Origin of the sequence: Chryseobacterium lactis (assembly GCF_003815875.1) — a bacterium.
Classification (GTDB): Bacteria; Bacteroidota; Bacteroidia; order Flavobacteriales; family Weeksellaceae; genus Chryseobacterium; species Chryseobacterium lactis.
In genome coordinates this window covers 3,736,210-3,747,959 of record NZ_CP033924.1, presented here as the reverse complement: position 1 = coordinate 3,747,959, position 11,750 = coordinate 3,736,210, and the positions used below count along the sequence as shown (strand labels likewise).

Below are 11,750 nucleotides of genomic sequence, written 5' to 3'. Positions count from 1 at the left end.
TTAAAGGTAGATTTTTTACTTTATATTTTCGATAAGAATGGCAGAAGCACCTCCACCACCATTACAAATAGACGCAATACCATACCGCCCTCCTTCCTGACGCAACACATTAACCAGCGTTACTAAAATCCTTGCTCCTGAAGCCCCGATCGGATGTCCTAAAGCTACCGCACCTCCATAGACATTCACTTTATCAAGATCATATCCTAAAATCTGCTGGTTGGATAAAATGACAGAAGAATACGCTTCATTAATTTCAAAATAATCGATATCTGATAATGCCAGCCCCGATTGTTCCAGAACTTTGTTGATGGCAAGAGAAGGAGAAGTGGTAAACCATTCCGGTGATTGTGCTGCGTCTGCATATGCAATAATTTTAGCCAGAGGCTTAAGGTGATGTTGCAATACCGCTTCTTCCGATCCCATTAATATTGCTGCCGCACCATCATTCAAATTACTTGAATTGGCAGCAGTTAAATAACCGTCAGCTTCAAAAGCAGGTTGTAATAATGAAATTTTCTCAGGAATAAGTTTATCAATATCTTCGTCTTTAGTGATTACAGTGTCTCCTTTCTTCCCTTGAACAGCTATAGAAATTAACTCATTGCTAAATTTGTTGTTTGCCGTTGCCTCCTGAGCTCTTTTGTAAGACCGTAAGGCATAATCATCCAGCTGCTGTCTTGTATGACCATATTTTTTCACGCCTAATTCTGCTGCACTTCCCATATGAAAATCATGATAAACATCCCATAAACCGTCTTTAATTAAACCGTCAATAAGTGTTGTATCACCTAGTTTCTTTCCGTGACGAAGATGAGCATAGTGAGGTACATTACTCATACTTTCCATTCCTCCGGTCATGACTATATTTTCTAAACCAAGCTGGATTTGCTGAGCCCCGATCATTGCGGCTTTCATTCCGGAAGCACAGACTTTATTGATCGTTGTAGCATCTTTATCAACAGGAATTTTTGAAAAAACAGCAGCCTGCCTTGCGGGTGACTGCCCTACTCCAGCTCCAAGAACATTTCCCATATATACGCTGTTTATATGATCGGGAGAAACGGCATCGCCCTGATAAGAGTCCTGTATCACAAGAGCTCCCAGTTGCGGGGCTGTAAATCCGGACAAACTTCCCATAAAACCTCCTATTGGAGTACGCTTTGCAGCAATTATAAATACGTCTTTCATGATATTATGTATTAAAATATACCAATCGGTATATTTATATTTAAAAATTTTTATGCTCTTACCATTAAGAAACATTACAAATATAACAAAAATACCGATTGGTATATTCTTGCACATGAAAAAATCTCACTTATAAAGTAAGATTTATATTTGATTTTATGATCTGCTTAGCTGATCAAGTTTCTTTAATAAGGTAGGAATTCTATATTCTCCGTGCATCTGCTTTAGCATCTCCTGCACTTCATCCACATCAATTCCTTTGGCTGTTAAATATAGTGGTGTTTTACTTTCCCCACGATGTACATCTCTTCTTTGAGAGTCGGGTGTAGCAAATCCGTTCTTTGCAATTCCTACAATTGCATATTGTTCGTCTAAAGCTTTATACAGATGACCGCCTAAGCCAATTTTCCCATCATTATCAAGGGTAACGTAACCATCAACAATAATGACATCGCCTTTTTTTAAAACTATTTTATTCAATAAACTCAGGATACACGGCAATTCTCTTTTATAAAAAGCGCCACTTTCGTACTCTGAACTTACCGGAGTCTGTTCGGTAAAAACTTCTACTTCTTTTTCAGACATCCAGTTTTCGAATGCAATGCAAACCGTATTGGCATAGTCCTCATAATAGTAGGTATCAAATGCGTAAATCATATTTTTTATATTAAAAAAATTCACCAAAATGCCACAAAATACCAGACGGATCATGTACAAAACATTCTTTTCCCCATTCCATAGTTCGAATGGGTGTAAATTTTACATTTTCGTATTTATCCTTTAAATCTAAAGACAATATTTCCTTCCAGAACTCATCGGTATCTGCCACTTCCATAAAGATCATGGTATTTTCGATCCAGTCTTTGGTATAATAGTCCTGAAGATAAAAGCCTATTTCTTCTCTTTTAAACAGAGAAAGTCTGGGTTCAAGAATAATCTCTTCAAATCCGAGATCTTTATAAAAGCTTCTGCTTATGTTAAAATCCTGAGCTCCAACAAACGGTCTGATTGATTTAATATGTTTTGTCATTTTTTCCAGTTGTTCAAGGTTCTTTACGCTTTTATTAGTAATTGAAAAAGTGCAATTTCTAAAACCTTATCACAGATCATATAAAAATTGCACCTTTGTTGTATTGTTATTTAATTAAGATTATTTCTTATCCACCACAATCCTTTCTGCTCTGTTGGCAATATCCCAGGCTGTAGTGAAAACAAGTTGCGTTCTTTTTTCCAATAGCTGATAATCAATCTTATCCGGTTTATCTGTCGGCTTGTGATAATCTTCATGAATTCCGTCAAAGAAAAAGGCAACCGGAATATTATGCTTGGCAAAATTATAATGATCTGAACGGTAGTACAATTGCTCTGGATCATTAAGATCATCATATTTATAATTCAATTCAAGATTGTTGGTTCTCTTATTGGCTGCTTCATTAATAACTTTCAATTGAGAGCTTAACATTTCAGAACCAATGACATACACATACTGCTTTCCTCTGTTGGCAGGATCATCACGTCCAATCATGTCAATATTTAGGTCAACCACAGTATTTGCCAATGGGAAAACAGGATTTTCAGAATAATATTCAGATCCGAACAAACCATGCTCTTCCCCTGTTACATGGAGAAACAACATCGATCGCTTAGGTCCGTTTCCTGCTTTCTTAGCCTCCTGAAAAGCTTTTGCAATTTCCATTACGGCCACAGTTCCGCTACCGTCATCATCAGCTCCATTGTAAACCACACCATTTTTAACTCCTACGTGGTCATAGTGAGCTGATACGACTACAATTTCCTCAGGTTTTTCACTTCCTTCTATAAAAGCCAGAATATTTTCAGAATCGGGAAGATTTCCTCCACCTCTTTTCTTCATGAAATCAGATGGAACTTTCTGATAATAAGAACTTAAAGCCTTGGGATGAGAAATTCCCAGATTTTTATAATAGTTGGTAATATATACGCCTGCTCTTTTCTGTCCCGGACTTCCTGTATCTCTTCCTTCCATATCATCGGCAGCAATCACATACAAGTTCTTTTTTAAATCTTCAGCTTTAATGGCTTTATAAGCATTAGTAAAGGCCTTGTCATGTTTTGTAGAAACAGGAGGTGATGCATTTCCATCAGACACTTTTGCTGTTGCACAACTGGAAAGCAAAACAATAGAAAATAGCGGTATAAGTAGTTTTTTCATGTGGAATAAATTTCTTAAAAATAACAATTTTTATTTAAATCCCCATGAAATGTTATTTTCATTATATTTGGTTTAAATGCAAAAGATGAAAAGAATAAACAGTTTTACTCATTATTCCTTTTTTACGGAAATGTCTGAGCTGGCCCAAAGGCATGGGAGCTTTGATCTGTCTTTAGGTCTTCCGGATTTTGATATTGATGAAAGACTGAGATTGTTTTTAAAAGAGTCTGCGGATCTTGATACCCACCATTATGAACCTCTTTCCGGCAATCCGTTATTGATAGAAAATATTATCAGATTTAATGCAAAAAGAGAAAACAGCATCTTCCTTACCAGGCAAGAAGTGACAGTGGTTCCCTGTGCAACTTTTGCTTTACATACGGCACTTAAATCAGTTTTAAATCAAGGAGATGAAGTGATCATCATACAACCTTCCTATTATACTTATGCTCCATCAGTCGTGATGAATGGTGGGGTTCCGGTGTATTGTGATCTTGATGATAACTTTCTTATCAATTGGGAAAATTTAGAAAGCTGTATCTCTGAAAAGACAAAGGCTATTATTATCAATTCTCCCCAAAATCCAACAGGAAAAATATGGAAGCAAAGCGATTGGAATACATTATATGAGTTGATTAAAAACCAAGAAATCTATCTGATTTCAGAAGAAATTTACGATATGTATTGCTATGACGGTGTTGAACATTACAGTTCATTTATCCATCCGGGTCTTAAAGACAGAACATTTTGTATTTTTTCATTTGGAAAGATGTTTCATACTTCGGGATGGAAAGTCAGTTACATGCTTGCATCCAAAGATTTAACATCTTTATTTCAATGTCATCAGCAATATATTTCTTACAGTGCCAATGCTCCGGCGCAATATGCTTTAGCAAGATATCTTGAGGTATTTGATCCTTCTGTCAATAAGGAAATGATGCAGAGAAAAAGGAATATTTTCAATGAACTGATTAAAGATACGCCATTGGAGGTTGAACAACAGGCAGAGGGCAGTGTTTTTCAGATCGTTAATTTCCGGAATATTTCAAAAACAATGACTGATGTCGAGTTCTCAAAATGGCTGACAATCGAAAAAAAAGTAGCCTGTCTTCCACTTTCTGCATTTTATAATGAAAGACAAGATTCAGATTATATCAGGTTCAGTTTTGCCAAAAAAGATGAATTGATTATCCAGGCTTTGGAGCATCTTAGAAAAAATCTTTGACTTTAAATATTTTACGTTCTAAATACAAAAAAGCACCGCTATTGCAGTGCTTTACTTATTTTTTTGGATTGATTTTTAAAGTGCTAAAACTCTTACGTCAATTCTTCTGTTTTTGGCCTTACATTCGTCGGTGTCATTGGCCTCACAGATCGGATGTTGTGAGCCATAGCCTTCAGCTTCTACCCTGTCTGCAGAGATTCCAAGTTCAAGCAACTTAAGTTTTGCTGTCTGGGCTCTCAGATTCGATAATTTCTGATTGCTTTCTTCATTTCCGCTGTTGTCTGTATATCCGCCCAGTTTTATTTTTAAATCAGGATAAGCATTTAAAATTTCTGCCAGGTTGTTCAGCTGCATTTCATAGCCGGCTTTCAGATCACTGGATCCGGTTTCGAAATAAAGATTTTGGATGGTATACCATTTATTGGGATCAACAATGGTCTGATCTTTTTTGTTCACAGCGTTGTATAACTGGTATATCTGACTTCCTTCGCCAATCGCAATTGTTTTTCCGCCGGCGAGTTTAATTTTCTGAATAGTCCCGGTTTCATATACAAAATCACCATTTTCATTAAGATGTCCTTTCACTTCATTTGGAGTGAGTGCTAAAGAGGATTGATCAACGCTTCCTGTAGCAGAGTGATCGGTAGAAACCCCGGTTAAAGCTTCAATTTTTGCCTTTCTGTTGGCTTCAATTTTATCTTTATGCAAAACCGCTAACGTTGGCGCAATAACCAATGAAACGATTGACATTAATTTGATCAGAATGTTCATTGACGGTCCTGAAGTATCTTTAAACGGATCTCCCACAGTATCTCCGGTTACAGAAGCTTTATGAGGTTCGGATCCTTTGTAATAAGTCTGGCCATTAATATCCACTCCTTTTTCAAAAGATTTCTTGGCATTATCCCAGGCACCTCCGGCATTATTCTGAAACATTCCCATCAAAACACCGGTTACTGTTGCTCCCGCTAAAAATCCACCCAATACTTCAGGTCCGAAAATAAATCCGATCAGTAAAGGTGATATGATAGCAATAGCTCCCGGTAACATCATTTTTCTAATGGAAGCGTCTGTAGAAATAGCAACGCATTTTTCATATTCGGGCTGAGCTTTTCCTTCCAATATCCCCGGAATCTCACGGAATTGTCTTCTTACTTCTTCTACCATAGCCATAGCAGCCTGTCCCACTGCCGTTATTGCTAAAGAGGAGAAAATAAACGGAATCATTCCGCCTACGAATAATCCTGCCAGAACATCTGCTCTGTAGATATCAATACCGTCAATCCCTGCAATACCTACAAAGGCAGCGAACAAAGCTAAGGCAGTTAATGCTGCTGAAGCAATAGCAAAACCTTTTCCGGTTGCAGCGGTTGTATTTCCTACAGCATCGAGAATGTCTGTTTTTTCACGTACTTCTTTAGGAAGTTCACTCATTTCGGCAATTCCTCCTGCATTGTCTGCAATAGGTCCGAAAGCGTCAATAGCCAGCTGCATTGCTGTAGTTGCCATCATCCCTGCAGCAGCAATAGCCACTCCGTACAGTCCGGCGCATAAATAAGAACCATAGATTCCTCCTGCCAATACAATAATTGGAAGTAAGGTGGATTCCATCCCTACAGAAAGCCCACCGATAATATTGGTTGCATGGCCGGTTGAAGATTGTCTCACAATACTGGAAACAGGTCTTTTGCCCATGGCTGTATAATATTCAGTAATAATACTCATTAACGTTCCTACGACCAATCCAACCATGATTGCTCCGAAAACGCCCATTTTGGTGAATTCATGGCCTCTGAGAATCATTTTATCAGGAAGAATATAGGTTACCAGAAAATAGGAAGCTATAGCAGTAATAACAATACTTCCCCAGTTTCCTAAGTTTAATGCATTCTGTACACTGGATGTGGATGAACCCTCATTATCATTAATTTTCACAAATAAAGTTCCTATCATGGAAAAAATAATTCCTGTTCCTGCTATAAGCATAGGTAACAAAATGGGTGCAAAGCCACCGAATGAATCTACCGAAATTGTTTCTCTTCCCAACACCATTGTTGCCAGAACAGTTGCCACATAGGATCCAAAAAGGTCAGCACCCATCCCTGCAACGTCTCCTACGTTATCTCCTACATTGTCTGCAATGGTAGCGGGATTTCTGGGATCATCTTCAGGAATACCGGCCTCTACTTTCCCTACTAAGTCGGCTCCTACATCTGCTGCTTTTGTATAAATACCACCACCTACTCTGGCAAAAAGAGCGATAGATTCAGCACCCAGGGAAAACCCGGTAAGAATTTCAATCGTCTTTTCCATTTCATGGGAATCTACAGTAGCATCCGGTGCAAAAATCTGTTTAATAATCAGGAAAAGTGCTCCTAATCCTAAAACCGCTAATCCTGCCACACCCATTCCCATCACTGATCCTCCGGTAAAAGAGACTTTCAATGCTTTTGATAGGGATGTTCTTGCGGCTTCTGCAGTTCTTACATTAGCCTTTGTGGCGATTTTCATTCCTATAAAACCTGCCGAGGCAGAAAATATAGCTCCAACAGCAAAGGCGATTCCTATACTCCAATGGGAGTTGGCATTGGTGGAACCCATCACTGCCAATAGAATGGCTACAATGACCACAAAGTAGGTTAAAATTTTGTATTCAGCTTTTAAAAAAGCCATGGCACCATCAGCAATGTGACCGCTGATTATCTTCATTTTTTCATTTCCTGCATTCTGTTTGGTAACCCAGTTACTCTGAAAAAAAGTATACAGTAAAGCGATGACACCAAAAACTGGCACTAACATAAATAGATCCATAGTTTAATATTTTTTTGGTAATAGAAAATTAAATATAATAAATAATTACCATGAAAGTATTAAAAAATTTGAGAGTTCGGCGCTTATCAGTAAAAAAAAGATGGCAGAATAAAAAATATTATCATTAATAATAAGGGCTCGGAAGTTGTCAAAAAGCAACTGTAAACAGGAATATACAAAGAATTTTAACCCATTATAGATTAAATAAAGTGACAAGGATATTGAGGAAACTTTTCCCCTAAATACTACCAATAACAGGATTGATTATCAACAAAAAAGGATAAACAGTTTCCCGTTTACCCTTTGTATTGTATATCATTCTGAGAATATTATCCTCCGAATTTTTCAGCATAATCAGCCTGAGAAGCTTTGATTACTTTTCTGGCATGTTCTGCACCATATACTTCCTGGATTCTGCATTTTGCAGGCTCATCCGGTAAGTTTTTATAGGTTAAGAAGTAGTGCATCAATCTTTTTACTTCTGCTTCAGGTAATTCAGTAATATCTCTGAAATGTCCAAATGCATGGTCATTGATCATTACAGCAACAATTTTATCATCAGCTTCACCACCGTCGATCATTTTAAACCCTCCGATTGGAATAGCTTCCATCAATAAACCTCCTGCATGGATATTGTGAGAGCTTAATACACAGATATCAAGCGGATCATGATCTCCCATTGTTACATCATCAGCTCCTGCTTCTATTGCAAGTTTCATCACTTCATTATGACAATATGTTCTTGGAACAAAACCATATAAAGCCGGAATAATGTTAGAAAACTTCTGTGGCCTGTCTACCTTTAAATATCCTGTCTCTTTATCTACTTCATATTTGATAGTATCTGAAGGTACGATTTCCACAAATACGTTGACAACATTCGGTGCATCCTCTCCTGCAGAAATCCCGTGCCATGGATGTGCTTTAAAATTTGGAATCATTATTTTATCTGTTATTTTTTAAGTTATTATTAAAATTTCTTTTCTTAAATCTTCTATGGTTTCTGCAATATAATCATTGCTTTCCATGTAATTCATGATGAAAATGGTCTTGAATTCATCCAGTTCCACATTTCCTTTCACTCCGTCATAGGTTCTGTGAAGTAGCTCTATAACGGCATTTTTGGAGTCTACAATATTCTTCCAGGAATGTTTTGTAATATACAGTTGTTGTGACGAATTGTACTCAAACTCCTCATTGATAGACTTTTCCGTCAGGAAGATAAACTCATGCACTGCCAAATTTCTGTCAAATTTCTGAATAAGATTGGAAGGCTTTATCCTGTCAAGAAATAAAGTCATCCTTTCATAAGAATGGGCTTTATTTTCTGAATTTGACTTCACGGTAAGAAGTTTGATTTCCTGATTTTTAAGGGTAATATATGAATGTACAAATTGTCTGAGCAAAACCAAAAAAGGGATTGCAATTATCAATGCAAATGCATACGGTAGATATCCTGAAAAACTTGCCATAATTTTAGACTGCAAAATTACTAATTATTTTCCGTGTTCTAAAGAGTTTTTAAACATATCCACTTTAGAATTCTGTATATAGACCATAGACAGTATAATTAAAAGGTAAAAGCCTATCATCATCCTGTTGACCAAAGACGGAAAAATTAAAAATCTTAAAAAAACAGAAGCATAAATAATCACAAAAAACAAACACTGAATCTGATTTTTTCTATTTCGGAGAGAAAAATTATGAGCTAGAATAATAACAATGAAGATCAGCAAAAGCGGAAAATAAGAAGAATTGAACTCCAGCATTATATTCCTTTTAATAAACTGAAAATAGTCGGAGAAATAAAACTGATCCGGTTGTGAGATAGGATAAATCTGAACTTTTGTAAATTGATTCATGAACAACACGGACCACGAGACCTGATTAAAAAACTGAATCAGGAAAAAAGATGCAAACAGGTATCCATACGATAGAAATAATGTCTTCTTTCCGATTTGAAATCTATCACTATAAAAGTACATAAGAATATACAGAAATGAATAAAAGATAAAATACTCAGGTCTGGTTAAGATGCATAATACCGCGAAGATCGTTGCCGAAAAAAAAATCCTCTTTATTAATAGTGTATAAAAGCTTGCCAGCAATAACAGACATGATAATGAATCGGGAGAGGCATGTCTGCTCGATTCTAAAAGTGGTTTGAATAGTGAAATCAAAACCGTGATGATGAGAGCAAGGGTATGATTTTTTAGGATTTTTAATAAAAAACAAAATATTAAAATAAGAATCAGTGCATAGGAAATGACTGAAATCAGAAATGTCGCGGCAGACGCATCCAATCCAAGTTTGAAAAATAACCAATTCATAAAGTTATAGAATGGTTTTACAGCAAAAAGCGGCAATTCCTCTTCATATGCTTTAGGATTTTCAGATAGGATCTTATAGTAGGTGCTCTCCCCTTTTGCCACCTCTTCTACCATTGGATCCACTGGCCCTAATCCTGCAAAATCAGGATTCTTTTCCTTCAATTCGGAATAGACCTTATGATGAATCTCTTCAATCTTCATATCGGGATATTCTGTTTTGTAGATCAATCCCATATACGCTTCCATATCTGTATTGTAATACTGGTGGGTATACAAATAGTACGACATGATGCATACATAGATTGAAAATATAAAAACAAAAATGTTTTCCCTTTTTTTCATATTACTTTTTTAAGGTTATGTCTGGACATATATTTCCTTTCCACAGAAACAGCTCCTTTAATTATAAAAAACTCTTCCCAGTCAAAAAAAAGTAGCCTAATTTTTTCAACAGATTTTCCTTCGAATTTTCAATCACCCCATAAGGTTTAAGCTCCGGCCGAAAACCTCTGAAAAACTCTTCAATATTAGGAAGTTCACTGCCTTCAAAATCAAAGATACAGGTTTCAATTGTTTCTTGTATTACCTTATCGATCAGTATGGATGCTCCTGATAATTTCACATAGTTTTTATCGTTAAAAGTTCCCAAAAGAGCTACTGTATTGCAGTCAGAATAGGTAGCAACAGCATTGATGATTTCGTTATTATAATAAAATGCTGAAAATCTCAGACGATTTAATTCATAAAAACGCTCATAAATTCTGATAAACTCAGGTAAATCCTCATCTTTAGTTGCTCCTATAACATGAGTTTTTATAAATGTACTAATGTCACCGTAAGTAACTGCTCTGATATCCACTTTGTCTAAAGAATCTTCATCAAGCCGTAATTTTCTTTTTCTTTTAGGAGAATATCTCGCAAATACATTGTCGTAAATATCAGGATAAATCAAAAAATTCTTCTTGGTTCTGATTTCTCTTTGAAACCTGTTGGAATCATTAAATTGATATAGACTGATCAAATAATTCTTTTCCAGATAATCTAAAAAAATCTCATTGAGTTCCACATGATCTTGCTCAGAAAAAACGCCCAGCTGCTGGCAGAGTTTCGGATTATGGACTATTTTGACGCCATATTTTCTGATGAAAGGAACCGGCATTACCGCTTCGTAATCTTTATATACCAGAACTTCCCATTGTTTCTTCGAAGTAATATCTAAAAAATGTCGGGTTGCCGTATATTTTCTCTGTTCAGAACGATCCAAACATTGAGTATATTTTACAAAATCAATTTCATGGTATTTCAATCTTCTAATCATAATAATCCGGCGTCCGAGAAACTAAAGTATGAATTTTGTGTAACAATAATGTGATCTAAAAGCTGAATACTTAATATTTTTCCTGCTTCCTTAATTTTTTGAGTAATGTTGATGTCTTCCTTACTTGGTTTTAAGCTTCCGGAAGGATGATTGTGGGCAATAATAACGCCTGTTGAAAAATGGTCGAAAGCTGTTTTAAATAAGATTCTTACATCCACAATTGCCTGGCTTATTCCACCCTGAGTCAGTTGTGAAATATGGATTACCTTATTGTTGTTATTTAGAAAAATAGCCCAAAATTCTTCAGTTCTCAAATCAGACAACTGGTTTTTAAGAATAGAATACGCGTCATGACTATTGCCGATAACTGATTTTTCCGGGATCTCCTGCCCTGCTCTTCTCCTTCCGATTTCCAACGCTGCGGCAATTGAAATAGCCTTTACTTCACCAATTCCTTTAAATTTCATCAAATCTTTAACAGAAAGAAGGCTCAGCTGATGCCAGCTGTTGTCTACAGAATTGAGAATTTTTCTCGCCAGTTCTATAGCACTCTCTTCTTTATTCCCACTTCCCATAATAATAGCCAGCAGTTCTGAATCGGAAAGTGAGTTCTTGCCTTTCTGCAAAAACTTTTCTCTTGGTCTGTCATCTTCCGCTAGAAACTTTATAGGCATGGAAATAAAT

Annotated in this window: 11 protein-coding genes; 1 reads left to right on the top strand and 10 read right to left on the bottom strand. The window is 36.3% G+C overall.

All coding sequences use genetic code 11. The features are described 5' to 3' along the window. Positions 1-15: 15 nt before the first annotated feature. The 4 genes from EG342_RS16590 to EG342_RS16575 all read right to left on the bottom strand — a co-directional run bounded on the left by EG342_RS16590 (position 16) and on the right by EG342_RS16575 (position 3,382). The gene (locus EG342_RS16590; protein ID WP_103293754.1) at positions 16-1,191 is read right to left on the bottom strand and encodes an acetyl-CoA C-acyltransferase; all 1,176 of its coding nucleotides are present in this window, start codon (positions 1,189-1,191) and stop codon (positions 16-18) included. Positions 1,192-1,347: 156 nt separating this feature from the next. Continuing rightward, positions 1,348-1,848: an endonuclease V gene (locus EG342_RS16585; RefSeq protein ID WP_103293755.1), complete on the bottom strand. Its 501-nt coding sequence runs from the start codon at positions 1,846-1,848 to the stop codon at positions 1,348-1,350. A gap of 10 nt (positions 1,849-1,858) precedes the next feature. Further along, positions 1,859-2,221: a VOC family protein gene (locus EG342_RS16580; RefSeq protein ID WP_103293642.1), complete on the bottom strand. Its 363-nt coding sequence runs from the start codon at positions 2,219-2,221 to the stop codon at positions 1,859-1,861. Between the two features lie 120 nt (positions 2,222-2,341). Beyond that, positions 2,342-3,382, bottom strand: coding sequence for a M28 family metallopeptidase (locus EG342_RS16575; RefSeq protein ID WP_103293643.1), 1,041 nt, complete (start codon positions 3,380-3,382; stop codon positions 2,342-2,344). 85 nt (positions 3,383-3,467) lie between these two features. On the opposite strand from EG342_RS16575, the gene EG342_RS16570 reads away from it, so the two are divergent. Next, positions 3,468-4,607, top strand: a complete 1,140-nt coding sequence (locus EG342_RS16570) for an aminotransferase class I/II-fold pyridoxal phosphate-dependent enzyme (protein WP_103293756.1) — start codon at positions 3,468-3,470, stop codon at positions 4,605-4,607. 75 nt (positions 4,608-4,682) lie between these two features. Here EG342_RS16570 and EG342_RS16565 read toward each other — a convergent pair whose 3' ends face one another. The 6 genes from EG342_RS16565 to radC all read right to left on the bottom strand — a co-directional run bounded on the left by EG342_RS16565 (position 4,683) and on the right by radC (position 11,740). Next, positions 4,683-7,418, bottom strand: a complete 2,736-nt coding sequence (locus EG342_RS16565; RefSeq protein ID WP_103293644.1) for a sodium-translocating pyrophosphatase — start codon at positions 7,416-7,418, stop codon at positions 4,683-4,685. Positions 7,419-7,747: 329 nt separating this feature from the next. Next, positions 7,748-8,359: an inorganic pyrophosphatase gene (locus EG342_RS16560; protein ID WP_103293645.1), complete on the bottom strand. Its 612-nt coding sequence runs from the start codon at positions 8,357-8,359 to the stop codon at positions 7,748-7,750. An 18-nt stretch (positions 8,360-8,377) separates the two neighbouring features. Beyond that, positions 8,378-8,890, bottom strand: a complete 513-nt coding sequence (locus tag EG342_RS16555; protein WP_103293646.1) for a DUF7935 family protein — start codon at positions 8,888-8,890, stop codon at positions 8,378-8,380. Between the two features lie 24 nt (positions 8,891-8,914). Beyond that, positions 8,915-10,090 (bottom strand): hypothetical protein, encoded by a 1,176-nt coding sequence (locus tag EG342_RS16550; RefSeq protein ID WP_123868118.1) that lies wholly within the window; start codon positions 10,088-10,090, stop codon positions 8,915-8,917. 61 nt (positions 10,091-10,151) lie between these two features. Continuing rightward, positions 10,152-11,066 (bottom strand): hypothetical protein, encoded by a 915-nt coding sequence (locus EG342_RS16545; RefSeq protein WP_103293648.1) that lies wholly within the window; start codon positions 11,064-11,066, stop codon positions 10,152-10,154. Then, a complete protein-coding gene (gene radC, locus EG342_RS16540) occupies positions 11,063-11,740 on the bottom strand; it encodes a RadC family protein (RefSeq protein WP_103293649.1) in 678 nt (225 codons plus the stop codon). The genes EG342_RS16545 and radC overlap by 4 nt, the downstream gene beginning before the upstream one ends. Positions 11,741-11,750: the final 10 nt, after the last annotated feature.

Excerpts from the sequence above, each read along its gene's own strand:
- EG342_RS16590 (WP_103293754.1), bottom strand. The coding sequence starts at position 1,191 with ATGAAAGACGTATTTATAATTGCTGCAAAGCGTACTCCAATAGGAGGT.
- EG342_RS16585 (WP_103293755.1), bottom strand. The coding sequence starts at position 1,848 with ATGATTTACGCATTTGATACCTACTATTATGAGGACTATGCCAATACG.
- EG342_RS16580 (WP_103293642.1), bottom strand. The coding sequence starts at position 2,221 with ATGACAAAACATATTAAATCAATCAGACCGTTTGTTGGAGCTCAGGAT.
- EG342_RS16575 (WP_103293643.1), bottom strand. The coding sequence starts at position 3,382 with ATGAAAAAACTACTTATACCGCTATTTTCTATTGTTTTGCTTTCCAGT.
- EG342_RS16570 (WP_103293756.1), top strand. The coding sequence starts at position 3,468 with ATGAAAAGAATAAACAGTTTTACTCATTATTCCTTTTTTACGGAAATG.
- EG342_RS16565 (WP_103293644.1), bottom strand. The coding sequence starts at position 7,418 with ATGGATCTATTTATGTTAGTGCCAGTTTTTGGTGTCATCGCTTTACTG.
- EG342_RS16560 (WP_103293645.1), bottom strand. The coding sequence starts at position 8,359 with ATGATTCCAAATTTTAAAGCACATCCATGGCACGGGATTTCTGCAGGA.
- EG342_RS16555 (WP_103293646.1), bottom strand. The coding sequence starts at position 8,890 with ATGGCAAGTTTTTCAGGATATCTACCGTATGCATTTGCATTGATAATT.
- EG342_RS16550 (WP_123868118.1), bottom strand. The coding sequence starts at position 10,090 with ATGAAAAAAAGGGAAAACATTTTTGTTTTTATATTTTCAATCTATGTA.
- EG342_RS16545 (WP_103293648.1), bottom strand. The coding sequence starts at position 11,066 with ATGATTAGAAGATTGAAATACCATGAAATTGATTTTGTAAAATATACT.
- radC (WP_103293649.1), bottom strand. The coding sequence starts at position 11,740 with ATGCCTATAAAGTTTCTAGCGGAAGATGACAGACCAAGAGAAAAGTTT.